Annotated in this window: 23 protein-coding genes; 21 read left to right on the forward strand and 2 right to left on the reverse strand. The window is 65.1% G+C overall.

The annotated features are described in order from the left end of the window. Positions 1 to 102: 102 nt before the first annotated feature. The 3 genes from ISP25_RS00935 (at position 103) to ISP25_RS00945 (ending at position 2,402) form a co-directional block, all read left to right on the forward strand. On the forward strand, positions 103 to 1,446 hold the full coding sequence (locus tag ISP25_RS00935) for a UDP-glucose dehydrogenase family protein (RefSeq protein WP_192157656.1): 1,344 nt from the start codon (positions 103 to 105) through the stop codon (positions 1,444 to 1,446). Beyond that, the gene (locus ISP25_RS00940; protein WP_192157654.1) at positions 1,446 to 1,658 is read left to right on the forward strand and encodes a SlyX family protein; all 213 of its coding nucleotides are present in this window, start codon (positions 1,446 to 1,448) and stop codon (positions 1,656 to 1,658) included. The genes ISP25_RS00935 and ISP25_RS00940 overlap by 1 nt, the downstream gene beginning before the upstream one ends. Positions 1,659 to 1,808: 150 nt before the next feature. Next, positions 1,809 to 2,402 carry a DUF2058 domain-containing protein gene (locus tag ISP25_RS00945; RefSeq protein ID WP_404611635.1) on the forward strand — a complete coding sequence of 198 codons (594 nt, stop codon included), beginning with the start codon at positions 1,809 to 1,811 and terminating at the stop codon, positions 2,400 to 2,402. A gap of 65 nt (positions 2,403 to 2,467) precedes the next feature. On the opposite strand, the gene ISP25_RS00950 is transcribed toward ISP25_RS00945, so the two are convergent. Next, on the reverse strand, positions 2,468 to 4,531 hold the full coding sequence (locus tag ISP25_RS00950; RefSeq protein ID WP_404611637.1) for a 3-hydroxyacyl-CoA dehydrogenase NAD-binding domain-containing protein: 2,064 nt from the start codon (positions 4,529 to 4,531) through the stop codon (positions 2,468 to 2,470). Between the two features lie 183 nt (positions 4,532 to 4,714). On the opposite strand from ISP25_RS00950, the gene ISP25_RS00955 reads away from it, so the two are divergent. The 11 genes from ISP25_RS00955 to recO all read left to right on the forward strand — a co-directional run bounded on the left by ISP25_RS00955 (position 4,715) and on the right by recO (position 16,267). Beyond that, positions 4,715 to 5,218: a hypothetical protein gene (locus tag ISP25_RS00955; RefSeq protein WP_404611639.1), complete on the forward strand. Its 504-nt coding sequence runs from the start codon at positions 4,715 to 4,717 to the stop codon at positions 5,216 to 5,218. Continuing rightward, positions 5,215 to 7,428, forward strand: coding sequence for a putative bifunctional diguanylate cyclase/phosphodiesterase (locus tag ISP25_RS00960; RefSeq protein WP_404611641.1), 2,214 nt, complete (start codon positions 5,215 to 5,217; stop codon positions 7,426 to 7,428). The genes ISP25_RS00955 and ISP25_RS00960 overlap by 4 nt, the downstream gene beginning before the upstream one ends. Before the next feature lie 132 nt (positions 7,429 to 7,560). Next, a complete protein-coding gene (rpoE, locus tag ISP25_RS00965) occupies positions 7,561 to 8,181 on the forward strand; it encodes an RNA polymerase sigma factor RpoE (protein WP_192157645.1) in 621 nt (206 codons plus the stop codon). Beyond that, the gene (locus ISP25_RS00970; RefSeq protein WP_404611643.1) at positions 8,178 to 8,852 is read left to right on the forward strand and encodes a sigma-E factor negative regulatory protein; all 675 of its coding nucleotides are present in this window, start codon (positions 8,178 to 8,180) and stop codon (positions 8,850 to 8,852) included. The genes rpoE and ISP25_RS00970 overlap by 4 nt, the downstream gene beginning before the upstream one ends. A 127-nt stretch (positions 8,853 to 8,979) precedes the next feature. Further along, positions 8,980 to 10,464 (forward strand): DegQ family serine endoprotease, encoded by a 1,485-nt coding sequence (locus ISP25_RS00975; RefSeq protein ID WP_404611645.1) that lies wholly within the window; start codon positions 8,980 to 8,982, stop codon positions 10,462 to 10,464. A 125-nt stretch (positions 10,465 to 10,589) separates the two neighbouring features. Next, positions 10,590 to 12,380, forward strand: a complete 1,791-nt coding sequence (lepA, locus tag ISP25_RS00980) for a translation elongation factor 4 (protein ID WP_192157639.1) — start codon at positions 10,590 to 10,592, stop codon at positions 12,378 to 12,380. A gap of 24 nt (positions 12,381 to 12,404) precedes the next feature. Next, the gene (gene lepB / locus ISP25_RS00985; RefSeq protein ID WP_404611647.1) at positions 12,405 to 13,355 is read left to right on the forward strand and encodes a signal peptidase I; all 951 of its coding nucleotides are present in this window, start codon (positions 12,405 to 12,407) and stop codon (positions 13,353 to 13,355) included. 121 nt (positions 13,356 to 13,476) lie between these two features. Beyond that, positions 13,477 to 13,860, forward strand: coding sequence for a DUF4845 domain-containing protein (locus ISP25_RS00990; protein WP_404611649.1), 384 nt, complete (start codon positions 13,477 to 13,479; stop codon positions 13,858 to 13,860). Positions 13,861 to 13,870: 10 nt separating this feature from the next. After that, positions 13,871 to 14,530 (forward strand): ribonuclease III, encoded by a 660-nt coding sequence (gene rnc / locus ISP25_RS00995; RefSeq protein ID WP_404611651.1) that lies wholly within the window; start codon positions 13,871 to 13,873, stop codon positions 14,528 to 14,530. A gap of 74 nt (positions 14,531 to 14,604) precedes the next feature. Next, entirely contained in the window at positions 14,605 to 15,540 is a 936-nt protein-coding gene (gene era, locus ISP25_RS01000; protein ID WP_404611653.1) for a GTPase Era, read from the forward strand. Positions 15,541 to 15,556: 16 nt separating this feature from the next. Beyond that, positions 15,557 to 16,267: a DNA repair protein RecO gene (gene recO, locus ISP25_RS01005; RefSeq protein ID WP_404611655.1), complete on the forward strand. Its 711-nt coding sequence runs from the start codon at positions 15,557 to 15,559 to the stop codon at positions 16,265 to 16,267. Positions 16,268 to 16,269: 2 nt separating this feature from the next. On the opposite strand, the gene ISP25_RS01010 is transcribed toward recO, so the two are convergent. Beyond that, positions 16,270 to 16,974, reverse strand: a complete 705-nt coding sequence (locus ISP25_RS01010) for a response regulator (RefSeq protein WP_404611657.1) — start codon at positions 16,972 to 16,974, stop codon at positions 16,270 to 16,272. A gap of 44 nt (positions 16,975 to 17,018) precedes the next feature. On the opposite strand from ISP25_RS01010, the gene ISP25_RS01015 reads away from it, so the two are divergent. The 7 genes from ISP25_RS01015 (at position 17,019) to ISP25_RS01045 (ending at position 23,954) form a co-directional block, all read left to right on the forward strand. After that, a complete protein-coding gene (locus tag ISP25_RS01015) occupies positions 17,019 to 19,040 on the forward strand; it encodes a hypothetical protein (RefSeq protein ID WP_404611659.1) in 2,022 nt (673 codons plus the stop codon). Positions 19,041 to 19,096: 56 nt separating this feature from the next. Then, entirely contained in the window at positions 19,097 to 20,440 is a 1,344-nt protein-coding gene (rlmD, locus tag ISP25_RS01020) for a 23S rRNA (uracil(1939)-C(5))-methyltransferase RlmD (protein ID WP_404611661.1), read from the forward strand. 112 nt (positions 20,441 to 20,552) lie between these two features. Continuing rightward, positions 20,553 to 21,077, forward strand: a complete 525-nt coding sequence (locus tag ISP25_RS01025; RefSeq protein ID WP_404611663.1) for a CYTH domain-containing protein — start codon at positions 20,553 to 20,555, stop codon at positions 21,075 to 21,077. Beyond that, the gene (gene nagZ, locus ISP25_RS01030) at positions 21,077 to 22,093 is read left to right on the forward strand and encodes a beta-N-acetylhexosaminidase (RefSeq protein ID WP_404611665.1); all 1,017 of its coding nucleotides are present in this window, start codon (positions 21,077 to 21,079) and stop codon (positions 22,091 to 22,093) included. Before ISP25_RS01025 ends, nagZ begins: the two co-directional genes overlap by 1 nt. Further along, the gene (locus tag ISP25_RS01035) at positions 22,090 to 22,638 is read left to right on the forward strand and encodes a hypoxanthine-guanine phosphoribosyltransferase (RefSeq protein ID WP_192157617.1); all 549 of its coding nucleotides are present in this window, start codon (positions 22,090 to 22,092) and stop codon (positions 22,636 to 22,638) included. The genes nagZ and ISP25_RS01035 overlap by 4 nt, the downstream gene beginning before the upstream one ends. Positions 22,639 to 22,662: 24 nt before the next feature. Continuing rightward, positions 22,663 to 23,205, forward strand: coding sequence for an NADPH-dependent FMN reductase (locus ISP25_RS01040; protein ID WP_404611667.1), 543 nt, complete (start codon positions 22,663 to 22,665; stop codon positions 23,203 to 23,205). Next, positions 23,202 to 23,954 carry an S-methyl-5'-thioinosine phosphorylase gene (locus ISP25_RS01045; RefSeq protein WP_192157614.1) on the forward strand — a complete coding sequence of 251 codons (753 nt, stop codon included), beginning with the start codon at positions 23,202 to 23,204 and terminating at the stop codon, positions 23,952 to 23,954. The genes ISP25_RS01040 and ISP25_RS01045 overlap by 4 nt, the downstream gene beginning before the upstream one ends. The last annotated feature ends 164 nt before the right edge of the window (positions 23,955 to 24,118 follow it).

The following is a 24,118-nucleotide window of genomic DNA, read 5'->3' on the forward strand; positions in this document are numbered from 1 at the left end:
TGGCGAGAGGGCGCGAAGCGATTCGCGCCCTCTCGCTTTCCCGTTGCTGTAACCATCGCGCGTTAGAATGCGCGCTCGCGTTTTCCGGGAATCGACCGCACGATGAAAGTCACGATCTTCGGTACCGGCTATGTCGGCCTGGTTACTGGTGCCTGCCTTGCCGAGATGGGCAATCACGTGGTGTGCGTCGATATCGACGCGGGCAAGGTCGACCGGCTGGCGCGTGGAGAAATCCCGATCTACGAGCCTGGCCTTGAGCCCATCGTCAAGCGCAACCACGCGGACGGCCAGATTGATTTCACCACCGACGCCGCGGCCGGCATCGCGCACGGCGACATAGTCTTCATTGCGGTGGGCACGCCGCCTGACGAGGACGGCAGCGCCGATCTCAAGTACGTGCTGGGTGTGGCCGGGACCATCGGCCAGCACCTGGAGCGCCATGCCGTGGTGGTGAACAAATCCACTGTGCCGGTGGGCACGGCCGATCGCGTGCGCGAGGCGATTGCGGCGGAACTCGCGGCGCGCGGTGTCGGTGTCGAGTTCGACGTGGTCTCCAACCCCGAATTCCTCAAGGAGGGGGACGCGGTGGAGGATTGCCTGCGTCCGGACCGCATCGTGATCGGCAGCTCCAGCGCGCGTGCGGTGGCCTTGCTGCGCAAGCTCTACGCGCCGTTCAACCGCAACCATGAGCGTATCGTGGTGATGGACGAGCGTTCCGCCGAACTGACCAAGTACGCCGCCAACGCGATGCTCGCGACCAAGATCAGCTTCATGAACGAGATCGCCAATATCGCCGAACGTGTGGGTGCCGACGTGGAGCAGGTGCGCCAGGGTATCGGCGCCGATCCGCGTATCGGCTATCACTTCATCTATCCGGGCGCGGGCTATGGCGGTTCGTGTTTTCCCAAGGATGTACAGGCGCTGGAACGTACCGCGCGCGGCGCGGGTTACGAGGCGCGCCTGCTCGGCGCAGTCGAGGCGGTGAACCGCGACCAGAAGACCAAGCTGTTCGAGCTGATCGCACGCCACTTCAATGGCGATCTGCGCGGCCGGACCATCGCCCTGTGGGGACTGGCCTTCAAGCCGAACACCGACGACATGCGCGAAGCCTCCAGCCGCCGCCTGATGGAAGCGCTGTGGGCGGTCGGTGCCAACGTGCAGGCTTTCGATCCCGAGGCGCGCGGCGAAACCCGGCGCATCTACGGCGAGCGCGCTGATCTGGTGTTGTGCGAGCATGCGTGGGATGCCTTGCAGGGCGCCGATGCCTTGGCCATCGTTACCGAATGGAAGGCCTTCCGCAGCCCGGATTTCGCGCGCATCCGCGCCGTGCTGAAAACGCCGGCGATTTTCGACGGCCGCAACCTTTACGACCCGGCGACGGTGGAGGAGGCGGGCCTCGCGTATTACGGTATCGGCCGCGGTCGCAGCCTGCAGGCGGTGCGCTGATGGACGCCATAGAACAGCGCCTTGCGGATCTGGAGGTGCGGTTGACCTTCATTGACGATACCGTGCAGGCTCTGGCCGCCGCGGATGCCGAACAGGCGATGCGCATCGTCGAACTGGAGCGGCTGCTGCATCTGCTGCGGCAGGAGTTGCAGAGCGTGCGCCTCGGTTCGGCTTCCGATCCGCACAACGAACCGCCGCCGCCGCATTATTGATACATGTCTCCAATGACGACCAACCTTTGATTCCCGTGATCGTGGATGGTCGGAAAATTGAAAAGTGCGGCGAGGAAGGCCGCCCATACGATCTCCGCGATCATGGATGGTCGCAATTGAAAAGCATCGAGCATCACTGGAACCACGAGCATGAGCGAATCCCTGCGCGATCAGCTGCTGAAGAGCGGCCTCGTCAAGCAAATCCGCGAGGAAAAGCGCGGCAACGAGGGCAAAGGCAGGCCGACTGGCAGGCCTCAAGGTCATGGCGGAAAGCCGCAGGGTCATGGCGGAAAGCCGCAAGGCCATGACGGAAAGCCGCCGTCTTCGCGCCGCAACCAGGAAGAGATCGATCTCGCCAAGGCCTACGCGATCCGGGCGCAAACCGAGGCGAACGAACGCAAGCGTGCCCAGCAGGAAGCCGAGGAACAGGCGCGCGCGCGCCGTGAGCGCAAGCAGAAGATCCAGCAATTGCTGGACGGCAAAGTCTTGAACAAGGCCGAGACCGATCAGGTACGCAACTTTGAATACGGCGGCAAGATCCGCCGTATTCACGTCGATGCTGCCCAACTGGTGGCGCTCAACGCCGGCGAGCTGGCCGTGGTGCAGCAGGCGGGACGTTATCTGCTGGTTGCCCGCGAAATCGCCGAGCAGGTGCGGGCGATCGACGAACATCAGCTGGCTTTGTTGATAGATCCGAACGCTGCCCGCGACGACGACGGTGTGCCGGACGATCTGGTTTGGTGAACCGCTGGCGCTCGCAAAACGCCCGGCCATGACCGGGCGTTTTGCGTCTTGATGCGGGCCGTCTTTCAGACGAAGTCGGTGACAGCCACCAGGGCCGGATGATCCCAGCCTTCCTTGGGCGTGAAGCGGGCGCCGTGGCGCTGCGCCAGTTGCTCCAGCTTTGCCCTTACCTTGTCCGCGCCCTCGCTGCGCACGTACTGGATCGGGCCGCCACGGAACGGCGCGAAGCCGGTACCGAAGATCACGCCGGCATCGAGCAGGTCGGCATCGTCCACCACGCCGTCGGCGAGGCAGGCGACGGCCTCGTTCACCATGGCCAGAATCATGCGATCCGTGAGGTCGGGCGCGGGCTGGTAGTCGGGATCGACCTCCGGTTTGATGGGTTTGCCTTCCTGCCACACGTACAAGCCCTGGCCGTCCTTCTTGCCGCGCTTGCCGGCATCGAGCTTTTCCTCCAGGCCAGGCGGCAATTCCAGACCGAGGAAGGGTGACAGCTCCTTGCCCACCGAGGCGCACACGTCCAGACCCACAGTGTCGGCGAGTTCGATCGGTCCCATCGGCATGCCGAATTGCGTGGCTGCCTTGTCCAGTACCGGGCCGGGCACGCCTTCGTTGTACAGGCGCAACGCTTCCAGCAGGTAGGGCACCAGGATGCGGTTGACCAGGAAGCCGGGCGTGCCTTTCACCGCCACCGGCAGCTTGCCGATGGCCTTGCAGAAGGCCAGTGCGCGCCTCTCGATGGCGGGATCCAACGTGTCGTGGCGCACCACTTCCACCAGCGGCATCTGCGCTACCGGGTTGAAGAAGTGCAGACCGAGGAAACGTTGCGGCGCCTTGAGTTTCTTGCGCAGCTCGTCCAGCGGAATGCTTGAAGTGTTGCTGGCGAGGATTTCGTCGTCCTGGAATTGCGGCTCGATGGCAGCGTACAGCGCCTCCTTGGCCTCGGCATTTTCGTAAATCGCCTCGATGGCGAGGTCGGCGTCCTTTACGCCGACGCCTTCCACATCGGCGCGCAGTCGGCGCGTGGCGGCCTCGATCTTCTCCGGCGTCTTCAGCTTCTTTTCGTAGAGCTTGAATGCACGATCCAGCGCAGGCTGGACGAACTTCATCTCGCGATCCTGCAAGGTCACGTCGAAGCCCTTGAGCGCTGCCCACGCTGCGATGTCGCCACCCATCACGCCGGCGCCCACCACATGTACGTGACCGATGCCATGCTCGGCGCCGGTGCCTTGATTCTTCAGCCGCTCCTGCAAGAAGAAGATGCGGATCAGGTTGCGCGCAGTGGGCGTCTGCGCCAGTTTCGCCACCGAGCGGGCTTCAAGCTTCAGCCGTTGCTTGATGTCCCCGCCGCCACGCTGCCACACATCGATCATTGCGAATGGTGCCGGGTAGTGTTCCCTGCGCACCTTGGCTGCTGTCTGCTTCATCACCATCGGAGCGAGTATCTGCCGCGCCGGCCATGAATTGGTGAGCCACGCTTTGGCCCGTCGCGCGAACGGACGTGCCTGCGGACGGCGCAACAATGCGCGCGCTTCGGCCAGCAGCTCGTCGGGCGGTGCCACGCGGTCGATCACTCCCAGCGTCAACGCGCGCCGGGCCGACGAGGCGTTGCCGGTAAGCATCAATGGCAGCGCCTCGGGTGCGCCAATCAGTCGCGGCAGGCGTGCCGTACCGCCCCAGCCGGGATGGATGCCGAGCATCACCTCGGGCAGGGCGATCCTGGTTTTGTCGTCGTCTGCGGCGATGCGCTGCCTGCAGGCCAACGCCAGCTCGGTGCCTCCGCCCATGCAGGCGCCATGGATCGCGGCTACCGTTTGACAGGGCAGTTGGGCCAGGGCATCGAACACGCGCTGGCCGTTCTCGATGCTCTCAAGCACGCTGCCTTGCTTGGCGTACTCCACGAATTCCTTGATGTCCGCCCCCACCGCAAAGCCGGCGACCTTGGCAGAATGCACGATCACGCCTGCCGGCCTTTCGATGGCCAGTCGCTCGACGATCTGGCCCAGCTCGTCCAGCACGGCGCGGCTGATCGCATTGACGCTGCTGCCGGCGCGGTCGAGGCCAAGCATGACGATGCCGTGCTCGTCCAGGCTCGTCTTCCAGTGGTTGAAGCGCAGTCCTTCGAACATGGCCGGAGTGGGGTGGTGGTGGGAACCCGAACCATACCGTTCCGTGTGGTGGAATGCGAGATGCACCCCCGAATGTGAAGCGGTTCGCCATTCGCGGCACCGGCCAATGCGCAGAATGGGCATAAACCGTGGAGAATGCAGGGTGACGCCGGTTGCCGGCGCCGGATTACCCAGGAAACCGCGATGACATCCTTGATGCGCATGCCCATGCCGTCCTCCGGTCATGACGTGTTCGAGCGCATCCTGGCCGCGCCGGCCGGGGTGGTGGCTCTGCGCAGCCGCGATGGCGAGGCCTTGCTGGAGCAGTTCCGCAGTATTGCCAGGCATAGCGGGCAGGCGGTCTACCTCTGGCAGCCCGGGCAGGGACTGTCCAGCCTGCGCGATGCCTATGCGAGGGTTCCCGATGCGCAGCGCCTCGGCCAGGCGCTGCGCTACATGCAGCAGAGCATGCATTTCGGCATCTACCTGTTGCAGGAGGTGGAGTTGCCTTTGGCTGCGACCGATCTCACCTTGCTGCGGCAACTGGCGCGCGCCACCACTGGGCACCTGCGTCGTGTGGTGCTGCTCAATGCGCCGCGGGCTCTCGTCGAACAGTTGGGCGACCAGATCGCATGCGTCGATGGCGAGCCCGAGGCGCCTGCGCGCCTGCGTTTGCGCGATGGCCGCTGGTTGAGTGGGCAGGCATGAGCGAGGGCATCCTTGTTCTCGCCGAACGGCGCGATCTGCGCCGCCGCCTGTTCGACGTGTTCGACCAAGCGGGCTGTCGGCACATCCACAGTGCGCGCGATGCACAGCACGCGGCGATCGTGCTGGAAGGGCGGCAGTCGCTCGACCTGATGGTGGCCGTGCTCGGCGACGACGCGGCGCAGGCCCGCCAGTGCTGCGAGCAACTGCGCACGCTTAAGGCCTGCGAAGACGTCCCTCTGTTGGCGGTGCTCGACGAAGGGGCATCGTTGCAGCCAGCGCAGTTGCCCGGCGATATCGCCGGTTGGCTGCATGCTGCGCAGATAGAGACCGAGTTGTTGATGCGCTGGAAGCAACACCCGCCCACGGTGTCGATGGCGCGTCCTGCGCCAGCTCCCGGCGCGGCGGAGAAGGCACTGGCCTTGCTCGCGCGCATCTTCGCCACCGGCGGCGGTGGCGCCACCCGGGATGCCACTGCGCGGTTGCTGTTCGACGAGATGGCGCTGGATTACTTCGCGGTGTGGCCGCTGCGCAAGGACGGCGGCGAGTTCCCGGTGCCGCTGCTGCAGCTGTGGAACGGAACCGAGCCAGCTTGGCCGGCGGTCGAGTCGCAGGCGCTGCTGCAACACGTGTTGGCCGGCGAGCCGGTGCTTTGCCGCAGTGACGCGCAACAACGGGTGCCAGACGACCCGCTTCTGCCGTTGCTTGGGCTGTCCGGTTTTGTGGGCATTCCATTGCTGGACGAGCGTAGTGTGGTGCTGGGCGCAATGCTGGCCGGCACCCGACGTGGCTTCGGCGACATGGCCATCGTCGAACCGCTGCTGCGCTGCGCGGCGGCACGCTTCGCGCAAGGGCTGGAACTGGGCCTGACCCGCGAGCAGGGGCGGGCCGAGGGCTTGATCGACGCACTTACCGGCTTGCCGAACCGGCTGCTGTTCGCCGATCGGCTGGAATCCATCCTGCGCGAAGCCGTGCGCAATGGTGAATGCTTTGCCGTGCTGTTCGTGGACCTCGACCACTTCAAGGTGATCAACGACACCCATGGCCACGCCGCCGGCGATCAGGTGTTGCAGGAGATCACCCGTCGACTGCGTGGCAGCGTGCGCGCGTCCGACACGGTCGCACGCTATGCCGGCGACGAGTTCACCGTGGTGGTGCGCCACATCGTGAAGAGCGATGACGTGCAGCGCATCGCCGAGAAGATCCTGCAGACGGTGGCCGAGCCGCTGCAACTGGAAAATGGCGTGTATCTGCAGGTCGCTGTGTCGATCGGCGTGAGCTTCTTTCCCGATGACGCATCCGATGCGGAAACCCTGCTGAAGCACGCCGATGAGGCGATGTACGCGGCCAAGCACCAGGGGCGCAACGCCTATCGCATCTACGAAGTGAGCCCGGAGTACGCGCGCGAGCATGGCATGGCGTTGCGCTCGCGCCTGCGTCATGCGTTGGGCAACGGCGAACTGCGGCTGGTCTACCAACCGCAGGTGGACACCGGCAGCGAGGACATCGTGGGCATGGAGGCGCTGCTGCGCTGGGAGCACCCCGACCTCGGGCCGATCAGTCCTGCGGTATTCGTGCCGCTGGCCGAGGAAACCGGGCTGATCGTGCCCATCGGCGAATGGGTGCTGCGTACCGCTTGCCGGCAGGCCCAGGAATGGGAGCAACGTTACGGGCTGCGCCTGCGTCTGGGCGTGAACCTGTCTGCGCTGCAGCTGATGGAGCCCAAGCTGCCCGCCACGGTGTTCCGCGCCTTGCAGGAAACCGGCCTCGATCCCGCGCTGCTGGAGTTGGAAGTCACCGAAAGCATCAGCATCAAGGCCGCGCCGAACCTGGTGGAGAACCTGCAGGCGCTGCACCGCATGGGCTGCGGGATCGCGATCGACGATTTCGGCACTGGCGCCGCTTCGCTGGACTACCTGCGCAAGCTGCCCGCCGATCGCATCAAGGTCGATCAGAGCTTCGTGCGCAACATCGGCGTGGATCCGGACGACGAGGCCATCGTACGCGCCACCATCGAGATGGCGCACCGGCTCAAGCGCACCGTGGTCGCGGAGGGCGTGGAAACCGAAGCGCATCTTGCCTTCCTGCGCGAACAGGCTTGCGACGAACTGCAGGGTTATCTGTTCTGCCGGCCGCTGCCGGTGGTGTCCTTCGAACGCTTGCTGGCCGAGCGCCAGCAGTTAATGGGTTTGCCGACCGCCGTACCGGCTTGAGCCGGCTGCGCGTCGTCCCCATGCTAGCCATGCGTCAGCAAGGAATCGCTAGACTTGGCGGCAACGCTGAACTTGCGTGCTTGATTCCTGTCTGACAGCGCGCTCGATCTGGCATAGGCTTCGCAGCGGGACATGGCATTGACGACGGAAACGGCCCGTACGGGCGAAAACGAAGTGGATCGGGCTCTGGTCGAACGCGTGCAGGGCGGCGACAAGCGTGCTTTCGACCTGCTGGTGCGCAAATACCAGCACAAGGTGGTGGGGCTGGTTTCGCGTTATGTGAAGAGCCATGCCGAATGCGAGGACATCGCCCAGGAGTCCTTCATACGCGCTTGGCGGGCGATCGGCTCGTTCCGTGGCGACAGCGCGTTCTACACCTGGCTCTACAAGATCGCGGTGAATACGGCCAAGAACCATCTGGTGGCGATGGGCCGTCGGCCGCCCACCGACGATATCGATGCCGAGGAGGCCGTGTTCCTGAGCGGTGCCGAACGCATGCACGACAGCGCCACCCCTGAACGCGAATTGATGCGGCAGGAAATTGAACGTTCGGTATTTTCCACTGTCCAAGCCCTGCCCGAGGAACTGCGGGTGGCCATTACGCTGCGCGAGGTGGACGGCTTGAGTTACGAGGAAATTGCCGAACAAATGGGCTGCCCCATCGGCACGGTGCGTTCGCGCATCTTCCGGGCCCGTGAGGCGATCGACGAAAAATTGCGCCCGTTGTTGACGGGTGGCGAGGAAACGACATGAACCAGCCTGACCAGCACGCGCGTGAACATCTTTCGGCCGGCATCGATGGCGAGCTGGCGCACGAGGAACTGCGCTTCCTGCTGCGCCGGCTTGACCACGACATCGAGCTGCAGCGCACTTGGGTTAGCTATCACGTGGTTCGCGACGGCTTGCGCCGGCAGTTGCCGCCACTGGCCGGATCAGGCTTCGCCTCGCGGGTGATGTTGGCTATCGAGCAAGATTCCGTGGCAGTCGCGGTTGCGGCACCGCGACATCATCGTTGGTTGCGGTGGTCGGCTGGTGGCGCCATTGCCGCCGGTGTGGCCGCCGCGGCGTTGATGGTTTCCCAGCCTGCCGGCAATGCTGATCGGCATGCGGCCCCGCTCACTGCCCGGGCTACGGCTGGTGCCCCGGCGCACAGCCTGCCGACCACGGCGCCACAGCCCGAGGTAGCGGTGGTACCGCAGTGGTTGAGCGGCAACACACCTGGCCTACTCAGCCAGCAGGCCTCGGCCACCTTGGGTGCGCCGGCCAGTTCCCGTTTCTCGCCTTACGGCAGCAACGCTTCGCCATTTCCCGTGCAACGCTACCGCACGCTGGATAACCACGATGGCAGTTACCTGATCCTGCTCGATCCGGCCCAGCAGCCGGCGCCGAATGCCCTGCGCCAGGGTACCGTCAGCGCGCAGTAAGGCCGGTCCGCGTGTCCGCTGCGCAGTCGGATCGCCGTTCCAAATGTCTTCACCCACACACGGCCCGATCCGGGTCGCGGGTGAGGCATGCCTGTTCCATTGCCCGAGTTCAACCAAAGGAGGAGTCATGCATTCGTCCATCCTGCGCAGCACCCGCTTGAGCATACTGCTGTGTTGCGCCTTGGCCGGCACGGCCTTTGTCGTGCCTGATGCGCCGGCCCAGTCTGCCCCGTCCACGGCTTTGTCGCTGCCCGATTTCACGGGCATCGTGCAGAAGAACGCGCCTGCCGTGGTGCAGGTGGAGGCGAAGTACGATGGCCACGACAAGCCAAGCGTGCGTGGCCGGCAGGGGCAGGGCGGCATGCCGGACGACCCGCAGGCCGAGATCCTTCGCCGCTTCTTCGGCATGCCGATGATGCCGTCGCCGGCGGAGCAGGCGCACACGTCGCTGGGTTCCGGTTTCATCATTTCCGGCGATGGCTACATCCTTACCAACAATCACGTCGTTGCCGACGCGGACAAGGTGATCGTGCGCCTGCAGGACCGGCGCATTCTCGACGCCAAAGTGGTGGGTACCGATGCCACTTACGACATTGCCCTGCTCAAGGTGAACACGAGCAGCAGTCTGCCCACGGTGAGCATCGGCGATTCGCGCAGCCTCAAGCCCGGCCAATGGGTCTTGGCGATGGGCTCGCCGTTCGGCTTCGACTACACCGTGACCCAGGGCATCGTGAGCGCGGTGGGCCGCAACCTGGGCAGCCAGGACCAACCCTACACCTCTTTCATTCAGACCGACGTACCGATCAACCGAGGTAATTCCGGCGGTCCGCTGTTCAACCTGCAGGGCCAGGTAGTGGGTGTCAATTCGCAGATCTACTCCAGCACGGGGGGATACCAGGGCGTGGCGTTCTCCATCCCCATCGACGTTGCGATGAGTGCGGTGGATCAGCTCAAGACCAAGGGGTACGTGACACGCGGCCAGCTCGGCGTGCAGGTGTCGGCGGTGAGTGACGACATGGAGAAAGCCTACAAATTGCCGGATGCCTCCGGCGCAGCGGTGGCGGATGTCACCTCTGGCGGCAGTGCCGACAAGGCGGGTATCCAGAACGGTGACATCATCCTTAATTACAACGGGCAGGCCATCCACGATCCTGCGGATTTGCCGCCGCTGGTCGCCATGACCAAGCCGGGCACCCGGGTGCCCTTGGAGATCCTGCGCAACGGCAGCAGGAAGACCGTGCAGGTCACCGTCGGTGCGATGGCGCGTGACAAGGATTCGGTAGACAGCAGCGGCGCCGCGCCAAATCCAGGCAGCAGCGGCTCCAGCATGCTGGGCATCACCGTACAGTCGTTGGACGATGCCACACGCAAGCAGGCTGGCCTGAAACCTGGGCAGGGCGTGTTGGTGGGCGATGTCACGGGCGATCTGGCAGCGCAGGCCGGCCTGCAGCCGGGCGACGTGATCCTGATGGTGAATCAGCAGCCGGTAGGCAGCGTAGAGGCGTTCCGGGCCGCCACCAAGGACGTGAAGGCCGATTCCACCGTGCTGCTGCTGGTGCGCCGCAATGGCCAGAACGGCTTCATCGGCCTGACAGTGCCGGGCGGCAAGTGAGGGTGGCGCGCGCGCCGGCTTGATCGGCCGGTGCGCCTCGCACCACCACGGTTCCATGCGACAATAGGGGGTTCATGTCGCCCTACCGGCGGCATCCCCAAGGTAAGGCTGGCTGTCCGCGCTCCATGGAACTGATCCGCAATTTCTCCATCATCGCCCACATCGACCACGGCAAGTCCACGCTGGCGGATCGCATCATCCAGATCTGCGGTGGCCTGGCCGAGCGCGAGATGGAAGCGCAGGTGCTCGACAACAACCCGATCGAACGCGAGCGTGGCATCACGATCAAGGCACAGTCGGTGTCGCTGCCGTACAAGGCTCGCGACGGCAAGACCTACCAGCTCAACTTCATCGACACCCCCGGCCATGTGGATTTCAGCTACGAGGTGAGCCGTTCGCTGGCCGCCTGCGAAGGCGCGCTGCTGGTGGTGGACGCCGCACAGGGCGTGGAGGCGCAGTCCGTCGCCAACTGCTACACGGCGGTGGAGATGGGGCTGGAAGTGGTGCCTGTTCTCAACAAGATCGACCTGCCCACTGCCGACATCGACAAGGTGAAAGGCGAGATCGAGGCGGTGATCGGCATCGATGCCATCGACGCGGTGGCGATCAGCGCCAAGACCGGCCTCAACGTGACCGAGGTGCTGGAAGCCATCGTGGCGCGCATCCCGCCACCGAAGCCGCGCGACACCGACAAGCTGCAGGCGCTGATCATCGACTCGTGGTTCGACAACTACCTCGGCGTGGTGTCGCTGGTGCGCGTGATGCAAGGCGAGATCAAGCCGGGCGACAAGCTGCTGGTGATGTCCACCGGCCGCGTGCACGAAGTGGATGACGTGGGCGTGTTCACGCCCAAGCGCAAGAAGCTGGACAAGCTTGCGGCGGGCGAGGTGGGTTGGATCAACGCCTCGATCAAGGACGTGCATGGCGCGCCGGTTGGCGACACGCTTACGCATGCTGGCAAGCCTGCTTCCGAACCGTTGCCCGGCTTCCAGACCATGCAGCCGCGCGTGTTTGCCGGCCTGTTCCCCGTCTCGGCGGACGACTTTCCAGCCATGCGCGAAGCGCTGGACAAGCTGCGCCTCAATGACGCCGCGCTGTTCTTCGAGCCGGAAAGCTCCGAGGCGATGGGCTTCGGTTTCCGCTGCGGCTTCCTCGGCATGCTGCACATGGAAATCGTGCAGGAACGGCTGGAGCGTGAGTACGACCTCAACCTCATCACCACCGCGCCCACCGTGGTGTACGAGGTGCTGAAGACCGACGGTACGGTGCTGGCGCTGGACAATCCGGCCAAGCTGCCGCCGGTGCCGCAGATCGACGAGATCCGCGAGCCGATCATCGTGGCCAGCATCCTCACCCCGCCGGACTACATCGGCAACATCATCACACTGTGCGAGGAGAAGCGCGGCGTGCAGCGCTCGATCCAGTACCTGGCCACCCAGGTGCAGATCACCTACGAGCTGCCGCTGGCCGAGGTGGTGCTGGACTTCTTCGACCGCCTGAAGTCCGTGTCGCGCGGCTATGCCTCGATGGATTACCACTTCGAGCGCTTCGACGCCGGTCCCTTCGCGCGCGTGGACGTGCTGATCAACGGCGACCGCGTGGACGCGCTTTCGCTGATCGTGCACCGTACGCATGCGGATCGCCGCGGTCGCGAGCTGGTGGAGCGCATGAAGGATCTGATCCCGCGCCAGCAGTTCGATGTGGCGATCCAGGCGGCGATCGGCGCGCAGATCATTGCGCGCTCGACGGTGAAAGCGTTGCGCAAGAACGTGCTTGCCAAGTGCTACGGCGGCGACGTCAGCCGCAAGAAGAAGCTCCTGGAAAAGCAGAAAGAAGGCAAGAAGCGCATGAAGCAGGTCGGCCGGGTGGAGATTCCGCAGGAAGCCTTCCTCGCCGTGTTGCGTACAGACAAATAAGAAGCGGCACTCTCAGGAGCAAGCATGGAATTCGACTTTTCCGCCATCCTGCTGGCCCTCACCGTATTGTTCGGTGTGGTGTGGGGACTGGACCGGCTGTTCTTCTACAAGAAGCGCAAGGCAAGACTGGACGCGACGGGCAGCGAGTACGTCGATCCGGTAGCGGTGGACTGGGCGCGTTCGTTGTTCCCGGTGGTGCTGGTGGTGTTGCTGCTGCGTTCCTTCGTGGCCGAGCCGTTCCGCATCCCCTCCGGCTCGATGATGCCGACGCTGGACGTAGGCGATTTCATCCTGGTCAACAAGTTCGCCTATGGCCTGCGCATGCCCGCGTTCAACACCAAGTTCCTCGACCTTGGCGAGCCCAAGCGCGGCGATGTGGTGGTATTCCGGTTCCCGGGTTACCTGTGCCGCCGGCCGGATGGTTCGCTGATTCGCGTCGGAGGCGACGAAGGCAATGGCTCGCCGGCTGTCGGCTCGGAGCAAAGTTGCCCGAGCACGATGCTGCCGGTGCAGAACCAGAACTGGATCAAACGCGTGATCGGCCTGCCCGGCGACACGCTGGAAGTCCAGGGTTCCGACCTGCTCGTCAACGGCAAACCGGTGCAGGCCGATGAAATCGGCCCCTTCGTGGGCAACCCGCAGCGCGACGAAGACCGGCTGATGCTGGACATGGGCGCCACGGTCTGGACCGAACACCTGGTGCGCGAGGACGGCAAAGTGGTCAACCACACCATCGCGCGCATGCCGGCCTATACCACGCCCAACTCGATCCCGAACCCGGTGGTGCCGTCCAAGGTGCCGCCGGGCTGCTACCTGGTGATGGGCGACAACCGCAACAACAGCACCGACAGCCGTTGGTGGGGCTGCCTGCCGGAGAAGAACCTGGCGGGCAAGGCCTTCATGATCTGGATGAGCTGGAAGGGCTGGGGCACCGGCGGTGTGGATTTCCATCGCATTGGCAGGATCATCCATTGATGTGATGCGACAGCACGTGCAAGGCGCTCCACCGCTGGCATAATCGCCACGAGCGGCTGCGTGGGGTGCGGCCGTCGCACGCATCCACAATCGGCCTGGCTGGCCGCATGGCGAGGGGACTATGAAAACGAAACAGTCGGGTGTGACCCTTATCGGGTTTCTGATGATCCTGTTGGTGGTGGGTTTCTTCGGCTACATGGCGATGAAGCTGGTGCCTGCCTACACCGAATACGGCGGGGTGGTGAAGGCGATGAGCGGCATAGCCAGCTCCGGTACCAGTGGCCAGTCGCTGGACGAGATTCGTCGCGAACTGCTTCGTCGGATGGATTTCCAATATGTGAATGACGCCACCATCAAGCCGACCGATATCACGATCAGTCGCAATAACGGCGGTACCAATTCGCTGAACGTGTCCTACGACAAGGACATTCCGTTCCTGTACAACATCGATTTCCTGCTGCACTTCCAGAAAAGTGTGCCACTGCAGGGTAACGTGAACCAGTGAGCCGATTCGCTTGCCCCTGAACTATCGTTTCCGAGACCCCGCGCTTGCCGCGCTGGCGCTGACCCATCGCAGCGTCGGCAAGCCGAACAACGAGCGCATGGAGTTCCTCGGCGACGCGCTGCTCGGCGCCTTTGTCGCCGAGATGCTTTACGAGGCGCATCCCAAAGCCAGCGAAGGCGAGTTGTCGCGTCTTCGCGCGCAGCTGGTCAACGGCCAGGCATTGGCGGAAATCGCGCGAAAACTCGAGCTGGGCAATGCGCTGACGCTCGGCCCCGGTGAATTGAAGAGCGGTGGTTTCCGTCGCGACTCCATCCTGGCCGATGCATTCGAAGCCTCGCTGGCGGCAGTTTTCCTCGATGGCGGCCTTGAGGCGTGCCGACAGGTGGTACGCGAACTGTTTGGCGAGCGCGTCGGCGCATTGCCGCGTTCTTCCAAGGACGCCAAGACACGCTTGCAGGAATGGTTGCAAGGCCATGGCCATGCGTTGCCGCAGTACGAATTGATCGACAGCCATGGCGAGGACCACGCCAAGACCTTCGACGTGCGCTGTACGGTGAGCGAGCCGCAAGTGCATAGCGCCGAAGCCAGTGGCTCCAATCGCCGCCAGGCGGAGCAGGACGCCGCGGAGATCGTGCTGGCTCGACTGACCGCGCAGGCGCGCAACACCTGAACATGCGGCGCGTGCCGCCTAGATCACCGTCAGGCGCACTACAATGCCTGCATTCCTTTCAGTAGTCGTCATCCATGGATCACACCCTCGAAACCGAAGCTGACGCCGCGCTGCCACACGACGACTATCGCTGTGGCCTGGTCGCGCTCGCCGGCCGGCCAAACGTGGGCAAGTCGACCCTGCTCAACGCGATGATCGGCTTCCGCCTCTCCATCGTCAGCCCGCGTCCGCAGACCACGCGCCATCGCATCCTTGGCATTGCCAGCAGCGAGGCGGGGCAGATCCTTTATGTCGATACGCCTGGCCTGCATCGCGGCGCCAAACGGGCGATGAACCGCAGCCTCAACCGTGCCGCACGGGCGGCGATCAGCGATGTGGATCTGGTGGTGCAGGTGATCGAGGCCGGCCGCTGGACCGACGAGGACGAGGCGCTGTATGCCGCACTCACCGAACAGAAGGCGCCGCGTATCCTGGTCATCAACAAGGTGGACTTGAGCAAGGACAAGGGCGCCCTGCTGCCATTCGTGGCCTCGCTCAGCGAGAGCCATGTCTACGACGAGATCCACTACGTCAGTGCATTGAAGAAGAAGGGCCTGGCTGAGCTGGAGCGCGCCATCCTCGGCCGCCTGCCGGTGCGTGCACCGGTTTACGGCGAAGACGAGATCACCGACCGCAGCGAGCGTTTCCTTGCTGCGGAGATGGTGCGCGAGCAGTTGATGCTGCGGCTCGACCAAGAACTGCCTTACGCCACCACGGTGGAAATCGAGCAGTTCAACGACCGCCCTGATGGCATCGCCGAAATCCACGCCGTGATCTGGGTGGAACGCGATGGCCAAAAGGCCATCGTGATCGGCCAGGGGGGTGCCCAGCTCAAGGCGATCGGCACGGCCGCGCGCCGCCACATGGAGCGCCTGTTCGAGCGCAAGGTCTTCCTCAAGCTGTGGGTGAAGGTGCGCGAGGGCTGGGTCGACGACGAGGCGATGCTGAAGAAGTTCGGCTACACCGACTGAGGCATGCCAGGCTGCGATGCGCCTCGACCAGCAACCCGCATATGTGTTGCATGCGCGGCCTTACCGCGAAACATCGCTGCTGCTCGAATGCCTGACGCGGGACCATGGCCGGCTGGGCGTGGTTGCGCGCGGGGCACGTGGCGAGCGGGCGCGCCTGCGCCGTTCGCAGTTGGAACCGTTCCAGACTCTGGCACTGGATCTGGTGCTGCGCGGCGAGTTGTCCACGCTGGCCGGCGCCGAAGTGGTGGGCATGCCGTTGCGGCTGGCTGGCGACCATGGTTTTGCCGGGCTCTACCTCAACGAGCTGGTGGTGCGGCTCACCGCACGGCAGGACGCACAGCCGGTGCTGTTCGACGCCTATGCGCGGACACTGACGCGGCTGGCTGCCGGTGAACCGGTGGCATGGACGCTGCGCCGTTTCGAGCGCGACCTGCTGGAAGCCATCGGCTACGGATTGCAGTTGCAGCACGAGGCTGATGGCGAGAGCACTCTGCAGGTGCAGGCGCATTACCGTTACGACGTCGAACAGGGAGCGCTGCGTTGCACCCCGGGAACGCCTCACGCCGTGCGTGGTGCCGACTTGCAGGCACTGGCTGATGACCGCATGCCGGATCGCGCAGGGATGGCTGCCTTGCGCCACCTGATGCGCGAGGTGATCCGCTACCACCTCGGCGGTGGCGAGTTGCGCGCCTGGCGGGTGCTGGCCGGCGTGCAACCGCAACGCTGAGGTCAAATATCCAGTGCCTGCAATGTGACCTGCAAGGCGGTGCGGAACTGTTCGATAGCCTTGAGGGGCGCAGAAGGGGATTCGCGGAGCCGCCGTTGCAGGTGTTCCGCCTCGATCGCCAGTGCAGTGGCGCCGCAGAAGCCGCAGGACGAGCGCAACCGGTGCAGACGATCGCCCAGCGCCGAGTCATCCCGGCCGACCTGACCCAGGTCGCAGTGCAGTTGAGCGAGTTCATCGCGCAGCAGACTGCGCAGCGCCTGCATGGTGGCGGCATCGCCACTGGCACGCAACGCTGCTTCGTTGTCCAGCACGGGAACGGTGCCAGGCAACAGGGCCAGCAGGCGCTGCAGCTCGGCGATGCCACAGGGCTTGCGCAGCACCTCGTGAAAGCCGCCGGCCAGCAGTTCGCGCCGTTCGGCGATGCCCAGCTCGGCGGAACTGGCGACGGCAAGGCAACTGGCGGAGGCGCCACCGTTCGCGTGCAGTGCCGCCAGCACCTCGCGTGCACCTGCACCGGGCATGCGGCAATCGAGCAGCAGCAGGTCGAATGCCTGCTCTCGGGCCAATTGCAAGGCTTGCGTGCCGTCGACACACTCCCAGGCCTCGGCGCCCAGCGAATGCAGGCCATCGCACAGGAAGCGGCGGCTGGCCGCATCGTCGTCGGCCACCAGCACGCGTGGCGAGAGATCGGCGGGTTGGGCCGGCATGACCGTCTCCTTGGTTCAGCTGTTGTTTGGCAGAATGGACGGACATGCGTGCGACTTCAAGCCACCTGCTGTTGTGCCTGTTCCTGCTGCTCGGCCTGGGCCTGCTGCCGACCGCGCGTGCTGACGTCACGGTCGCCGCTAAGCAGATCGATCTGCCGGGCCTTCGCCTGCAGGACGTGAACGCGCAACTCGGCGAGGACCCAGCCGGCGGCCTGCATCTGCAATTGCAGGCGAGCCAAGCCGACGTTGCCGCGATGGGTTGGCGCCACGTGGGTCTGCATCTCGAAGGTCGTCTGCAACGCGATGCGCAATTACGTTGGGTGTTCGACGGCCGGGTGCAACTGCGTGGAGCGCCTGGCGGCGCGTTGGCCGATGCGCAGCTGACTTGGGTGTTGGATCCCGACGCCGACACCATGCAGGTCGAAGTGCAGCAGGACAAAGCACTGGCCAACGCATGGCTGCCGCTGGACCAGCCCAGCCACGCAAAGATCAGCCTGCACCAGTTGCCCGCCGGCTGGTTGCAAGGTGTGTTGGGGCGCTTGTGGCCGGCGCGACTCACCAGCGGTCACGTGGATGCCGACCTTGCGCTGGATGTGGAGGATGCAAGCGTGCAGTCGTCCGGCCAGTTCACGCTGGATGCCGTGGGCTTCGACACGCCTAGCAACGCGATGGCAGGGCAGGGTGTGGCCGGCAGCGGGCGCTTTGGTTTCGACAACAGTGCGGATGGCCGCAGGGTAAACGTTCAGTGCAACCTGGAGGGGGGCGAGCTGCTGCTGGGCCCGTTCTACGCGAAGCTGCCAGCGCATCCGGTGCAATTGGATGTGGATGTGCGCACCCGCCAGGGTACAGTCGAATTGCAGAAGCTCTATATCGACGATATGGATGCACTGCAGCTCGATGGTGCGATGGCGTTCGATGCCAGGGGCAAGCTGCAGAAACTGCAACTGAATCGTTTCCAGGCGAATTTCCCGCTGGCCAGCCAGCGCTATGGTCAGGCTTGGCTGGCCACGCTGGGCCTGCGCGACGCGCGCATCGCCGGGCGCGTCGCCGGCAGCATCGACTGGCGCAGCGACGGTCTGCATGCCTTCGCATTCGATACCGACGGGCTCGACTTGGCCGATGGCGAAGGGCGTTTTGCAGTGAGCGGACTGCATGGCGGCCTGGACTGGTCGTCGCAAGACGATCGCCCCGCCACTACGCTGGCCTGGCAAGGACTGCAGCTCCGTCGAATTTCCGTGGCCGCCGCGACATCGCACTGGCGGGATCGCGGTGGCAGCCTGATCCTGTCGCAGCCGCTCGCCATGCCCATGCTGAAGGGCGAGGTGCGGTTGACCAGCCTGGATTGGCGTCCAGCGCCGGCAAGGGGACAGCGCATCATTGCCAGCCTTGCCGTCGCCGGCGTGGACATGGCAGACCTCAGCCGCATGCTGGATTGGCCGATCATCCCAGGCACGCTAGCCGGTACCTTTCCTTCGCTGCGCTGGGCCAATGATCGCCTGGAGCTGGATGGCAGCCTCGTGGCAGGCGTGTTCGGCGGCACCGTGGAAGCTACGCATCTTTCATTGCAGCAGCCGTTTGGCGACGCGCCGGTGCTGGCCGGCGACTTCAAGTTCGACCAGCTCGATCTGGCGGCGTTCACCAGCGTGTTCGACATCGGCGCCATAACCGGGCGACTGCATGGTGCCGTCGATGACCTGCGCCTGGTGGACTGGCATCCCGTCACATTCAAGGCATCGCTGCTGGCCGACGGCGGCGGACGCATCAGTCAGCGCGCGGTGAACAACCTCGCCGCTTTGAGCGGCGGCGGCGTGGCCAACGGTCTGCAGGGTGCAATGCTGAAACTGTTCAGAAACTTCAGCTACAAACGCATCGGCCTGGCTTGCACGTTGCAAAGCGGAGTCTGTCTGATGGGCGGGTTGGCGAACGAGGAGGACGGTTACACCATCATCGATGGCAGTGGCTTGCCGCACTTGCAGTTGCTCGGCCGCCAGACCAAGGTGGATTGGCCCACCTTGCAGCGACGCCTGCACGAAGCCGCAAGCAGCCGTGCGCCGACGGCTCACTGACCCTCGAATCGGCGATAATGCCCGGTCTGCTCCTGCCGTGTTGAAACCTCGCAGACATGTCCCGATCCAACTCCCGTTCCCGCGCGCCCGTCGCGGAGATTGAAGCCGACATCGCCGACCTCGCCCACGATGGCCGTGGGGTGGCCCGCATCGATGGCAAGGCGGTATTCGTCGCCGGTGCGCTCGAAGGCGAGAGGGTGCGGTTGCGCATCCGTAAGCGCCATCGCCATTTCGACGAGGCAGAGGCGGTCGAGGTTCTCATGGCCTCGCCACATCGGGTCGAACCGAAATGCCCCCACTTCGGCGTGTGCGGCGGCTGCTCGCTGCAACACCTGGATGCGGCCGCGCAGATCATCGCCAAGCAGCGCGTGCTGGCCGACAACTTCGCGCGCATCGGCAAGGTTGAGCCATCCGGTTGGCTTCCACCCTTGGTGGACGAACCCTGGGGTTATCGCCGCAAAGGCCGTCTTTCCGTGCGGGCCGTGGCGAAGAAGGGACGTGTGCTGGTCGGGTTCCGCGAGGAGGCCAACCCGCGCTATGTGGCCGATATCCGTCATTGCGACGTGGTGCATCCTGCGTTGGGTACGAAGATCGAACTGCTCGGTGAGCTGGTCGGTTCACTGGACGCCGCTGCCGACATCGCGCAGATCGAATTCGCCGCCGGCGACGACACCGTGGCGCTGGTGTTCCGCCACCTGCAGCCATTGAGCGATGGCGACCGCGCCGCACTCATCGCCTTCGGCCAGCAGCACGGCTTTGCCATCTATCTGCAGCCAGGTGGCGTGAGCAGCGTGCATCCGTTGTGGCCGGAGGCGCCCAGGCTGGCGTTCAAGCTGTCGCCGGGTGGCGGCGCGGAAGATGTGGAACTGGAATTCCGGCCCCTGGATTTCGTACAGGTCAATGCCGGCATGAACCGGCGCATGATGGCGCGCGCGATGGAATTGCTCGATCCGCAGCCCACCGACCGCGTGCTCGACCTGTTCTGCGGCCTGGGCAACTTCACCCTGCCCATCGCGCGCCGGGTGGCCGAGGTGGCGGGTGTGGAAGGCGAACACGGCCTGGTCGAGCGAGCGGGCGAAAACGCCCGGCGCAATGGCATCGCCAACGCGGGCTTCCACGTCGCCAACCTGTTCGAGGACCAGCGCGGTACAGACTGGGCGTGCCAGCCTTGGGACAAGCTGTTGCTCGATCCGCCACGCGCCGGCGCCGACCAGGTGTTGGCCTACCTGCCGCACAAGGCCACGCGGCGCATCGTCTATGTTTCCTGCCATCCCGCTTCGCTGGCACGCGATGCCGGCATTCTGGTCAATCAGCACGGCTTCAAGCTCAGCGCAGCCGGAGTGATGGACATGTTTCCGCATACGGCGCATGTCGAATCCATCGCCGTGTTCGAGAGGTGATGCCCGTGCTTTTGTCCATGCATGCGAAGATCGGGCGGCGGCGATCCATGGCCGCACCCTTGCCAACGCCGCACCTTGTGAGTGGGATTCTGCAGACTGCTGGCGCCGAACCATGGGTATAGAGATCGAACGCAAATTCCTCCTGCGCGACGACGGCTGGCGTGCGCAGGTTTCGTACAGCGAGCACATTGCACAGGGCTATCTGGTCGGTGCGGCAGCGCTTGCGGCAGGGAACGCGCGCGGTTCGGTGCGCGTGCGCCGCGCGGGCGACGAAGCGTGGCTCAACATCAAGGCCGCGCGACTGGGCATCGAACGCGCCGAATACGATTACGCTATTCCGCCCGGCGATGCCGATGCGCTGCTGGCGACTTTGTGCGATGGCGTGCTGGGCAAACGGCGCCACCACGTCACGGTGGAAGGCGTGCTGTTCGAGATCGACGAGTTTCTGGGCGACAATGCCGGCCTGGTAGTGGCCGAGGTGGAACTGCCGTCGGTGGATGCGCCATTCCCGCGACCCTCATGGCTGGGTCGCGAGGTGAGTGCACTGGCGCGCTATTACAACGTCAACCTGATCGCGCACCCGTATGTCCGCTGGACGGCTGCCGAGCGCGACGCCAACGATGGAGCGAATGCCTGATGCTGCTGATCGGCCTGGCCGGACTCGAAGTCGCCGAGCGTGAACGCGCATGGCTTGGTGCCCCTGGCGTGGCGGGCGTGATCCTGTTCGCGCGCAACTATGCCGACCGTGCGCAATTGATGGCCCTGTGTGAATCCATCCGCGAGATCGGCGGCGAGCACCTGCTGGTCGCGGTGGATCAGGAGGGCGGCCCGGTACAGCGCTTCCGCGAGGGCTTCACCCGCCTGCCGGCGCTGGCGCGCATCGGCGAGGTATACGACTGCGACCCCATCGAGGCGGTGCGTCTCGCCGAGGAGCACGCCTGGGTGATGGCCAGCGAGTTGCGCGCCTGCGGCGTCGACTTCAGCTTCGCACCGGTGGCGGACCTGGCGCGTGGCAACGCGGCCATCGGCGCGCGTGCTTTCCACGCCGATCCCGCCGTGGCCGCCGAACTCGCCGCGGCCTACGTGCGCGGCATGCATCTCGCTGGCATGGCCGCGGTGCTCAAGCATTTCCCCGGCCATGGCTCGATCGCGGTGGATACGCACAAGGCGCAGGCGGTCGATGCGCGGCCGCTGGAACTGATCCGCCGCGATGATCTGCGCCCGTTCGTCGAGTGCATCGCCGCGCGGGTGGAGGCGGTGATGATGGCGCACGTGGTCTATCCCGCTGTGGACGCCCAGCCGGCGGGCTATTCGCGCAAATGGACCATCGAAATCCTGCGCGGCGAACTGGGTTTTGCCGGCGCGGCGATCAGCGACGACATCAGCATGGCTGCCGCGGGCGTCGCTGGTGGCGTGGCCGAGCGAGTGCATGGCCATCTGGACGCTGGCTGCGACCTCGTGCTGACCTGTTTCCCCGACGTGGTGGACGAAGCCATCGCGGCCGTCGCACGCCGCGTGCCTGCGCATCCCGAACGGCTGGCGGCATTGCGCGGCGCCATCGGCGCCAGTTGGGACAGCCTCACCGACAACCCGCAGCGCGACCGCTTCGTCGCGCGCATCACGGCGCTGGACGCCACGCAGGCCAATGCATGAACGACAAGCTTCCATCCTTGAGAGATGCACTGGCGAACGCCGACGTGCTGTTCGAGCGCGCCGAACTGGAAACCGTGATCGCCGAGCTCGGTCGACGCATCGATGCCGCGCTGGACGGCGAGCGCGCGGTGTTCCTTACCGTGATGAACGGCGCCCTGATGTTCGCCGGCCAGCTCGCGCTGACGATACGCACGGATCTCGAATTCGACTACGTGCATGCCACCCGCTACCGCGGTGCGACCAGCGGTAGCGATCTGCATTGGCTGCGCGAGCCGACGGTGGATCTCGCCGGTCGTACCGTATTGCTGGTGGACGACATCCTCGACGAAGGCCATACGCTGAAGGCCGTGCGCGATGACTGCCTGCACCGCGGCGCCAGGCGCGTGCTGATCGCCAGCCTGTGCTGCAAGGATCACGATCGCCTGGCTGAGGGCGTCACCTCCGACTTCAACGGCGTGGTCTTGCCCGACCGCTACGTGTTCGGTTATGGCATGGACTACCACGAGCAGGGTCGCAATCTGCCGGCGATCTACGCATTGCGTTGAGCAGCACTTCCTGGGAACTCGTGCATGAACATTCTGGGCATCTCCGGCAGCCTGCGCCGGGCTTCGTTCAACACGGCGCTGTTGCATGCCGCGCAGGAACTGCTGCCAGTGGGCACGACCCTTGCCATCCACGACCTGCACGGCTTGCCGCTGTTCGACCAGGACGTGGAGGAGCAGGGTGACCCCGCGTCGGTCGCCGCGTTGAAGGAGGCGGTGACCCGAGCGGATGCGTTGCTGCTGGCCTGCCCCGAATACAACGGCGGCATCACCGGCGTGCTGAAGAACGCCATCGACTGGGTCTCGCGGCCAGGCATTGCCAGGACGGTCGCGCCGCTGGCAGGCAAGCGTGCCTGCATCTTCGGGGCCAGCCCGGGCATCACCGGTACGGTGCGCGCGCAGGATCAGTTGCGGCTGGTGCTGCGCCGTGCCGGTGCTGTGGTCGAACCGCAAGGCGAAGTCCTGGTATTCCAGGCGCACACCAAGATCGCCGATGGCCGGCTGGCGGACGAGCGCACCCGCGAACTGCTGGCGCGTCACCTTCACAACTTCCTCGGAACCTTCGCATGAGCAACCACCTGATTGACCTGGCCGTGATCGGCGGCAGTGGCCTGTACAAGTTTCCGGGCCTGGAAAACACCAGCCGGCATGCGGTGGGGACACCGTTCGGTGTGGCCTCGGGTGAGGTGGTGCTGGGTGATTTCGCGGGTAAGCGCGTGGCCTTCCTTGCGCGCCACGGCGAGAGCCACAGCCTGCCGCCGCACCGGGTGAACTACCGCGCCAATCTCTGGGCGCTGCACCAGCTCGGTGCGCGCGCGGTGATCGGCGTCAACGCCGTAGGCGGTATCCGTTCCGACATGGGGCCGCGCGCCATCGTGGTGCCCGATCAGCTGATCGACTACACCCATGGCCGCTACACCAGCTTCTGCGACATCGAGGGAGCCGAGGTGAACCACATCGATTTCAGCGAGCCGTACACCGCTTCGCTGCGCCATCGCCTGCTGCAGGCCGCGCGCAAGACCGGCATCGCGGTAATCGATGGCGGCTGCTACGGCGCCACGCAAGGACCACGGTTGGAAACCCGTGCCGAGATCGCGCGCATGCGGCGCGATGGTTGCGACCTGGTCGGCATGACCGGCATGCCCGAAGCCTCGCTGGCGCGCGAACTCTCGCTGGAATACGCCTGCCTCGCCCTGGTGGCGAATTTCGCCGCCGGTTGCGGCGACGAGGCCGAAATCAGCATCGAGGAAATCTTCGCCCATCTCGCCGCCGCCACCGCCGAAGTGCCACGCCTGTTGGAGGCGATGCTGCGCGCCTGATCGCGCATTAGCGCATTACCGCGTTGCGCAGCATCTTGCGCGGAGTGTGCGGGCAAGCCGCGAATCGGTCCGCGCATATTGCGCTTTGCCCCGGATCATGCGGATACTTCCCAGGCACCAGGACGGTGAGCCAGGGGGATGGTTCGAGCTCGGTCGGGTGCATC

Source organism: Rhodanobacter hydrolyticus (assembly GCF_044904645.1).

Coding starts and splice junctions, on each gene's coding strand:
- ISP25_RS00935 (WP_192157656.1), top strand. CDS start 103: ATGAAAGTCACGATCTTCGGTACCGGCTATGTCGGCCTGGTTACTGGT.
- ISP25_RS00940 (WP_192157654.1), top strand. CDS start 1,446: ATGGACGCCATAGAACAGCGCCTTGCGGATCTGGAGGTGCGGTTGACC.
- ISP25_RS00945 (WP_404611635.1), top strand. CDS start 1,809: ATGAGCGAATCCCTGCGCGATCAGCTGCTGAAGAGCGGCCTCGTCAAG.
- ISP25_RS00950 (WP_404611637.1), bottom strand. CDS start 4,531: ATGTTCGAAGGACTGCGCTTCAACCACTGGAAGACGAGCCTGGACGAG.
- ISP25_RS00955 (WP_404611639.1), top strand. CDS start 4,715: ATGACATCCTTGATGCGCATGCCCATGCCGTCCTCCGGTCATGACGTG.
- ISP25_RS00960 (WP_404611641.1), top strand. CDS start 5,215: ATGAGCGAGGGCATCCTTGTTCTCGCCGAACGGCGCGATCTGCGCCGC.
- rpoE (WP_192157645.1), top strand. CDS start 7,561: ATGGCATTGACGACGGAAACGGCCCGTACGGGCGAAAACGAAGTGGAT.
- ISP25_RS00970 (WP_404611643.1), top strand. CDS start 8,178: ATGAACCAGCCTGACCAGCACGCGCGTGAACATCTTTCGGCCGGCATC.
- ISP25_RS00975 (WP_404611645.1), top strand. CDS start 8,980: ATGCATTCGTCCATCCTGCGCAGCACCCGCTTGAGCATACTGCTGTGT.
- lepA (WP_192157639.1), top strand. CDS start 10,590: ATGGAACTGATCCGCAATTTCTCCATCATCGCCCACATCGACCACGGC.
- lepB (WP_404611647.1), top strand. CDS start 12,405: ATGGAATTCGACTTTTCCGCCATCCTGCTGGCCCTCACCGTATTGTTC.
- ISP25_RS00990 (WP_404611649.1), top strand. CDS start 13,477: ATGAAAACGAAACAGTCGGGTGTGACCCTTATCGGGTTTCTGATGATC.
- era (WP_404611653.1), top strand. CDS start 14,605: ATGGATCACACCCTCGAAACCGAAGCTGACGCCGCGCTGCCACACGAC.
- recO (WP_404611655.1), top strand. CDS start 15,557: ATGCGCCTCGACCAGCAACCCGCATATGTGTTGCATGCGCGGCCTTAC.
- ISP25_RS01010 (WP_404611657.1), bottom strand. CDS start 16,974: ATGCCGGCCCAACCCGCCGATCTCTCGCCACGCGTGCTGGTGGCCGAC.
- ISP25_RS01015 (WP_404611659.1), top strand. CDS start 17,019: ATGCGTGCGACTTCAAGCCACCTGCTGTTGTGCCTGTTCCTGCTGCTC.
- rlmD (WP_404611661.1), top strand. CDS start 19,097: ATGTCCCGATCCAACTCCCGTTCCCGCGCGCCCGTCGCGGAGATTGAA.
- ISP25_RS01025 (WP_404611663.1), top strand. CDS start 20,553: ATGGGTATAGAGATCGAACGCAAATTCCTCCTGCGCGACGACGGCTGG.
- nagZ (WP_404611665.1), top strand. CDS start 21,077: ATGCTGCTGATCGGCCTGGCCGGACTCGAAGTCGCCGAGCGTGAACGC.
- ISP25_RS01035 (WP_192157617.1), top strand. CDS start 22,090: ATGAACGACAAGCTTCCATCCTTGAGAGATGCACTGGCGAACGCCGAC.
- ISP25_RS01040 (WP_404611667.1), top strand. CDS start 22,663: ATGAACATTCTGGGCATCTCCGGCAGCCTGCGCCGGGCTTCGTTCAAC.
- ISP25_RS01045 (WP_192157614.1), top strand. CDS start 23,202: ATGAGCAACCACCTGATTGACCTGGCCGTGATCGGCGGCAGTGGCCTG.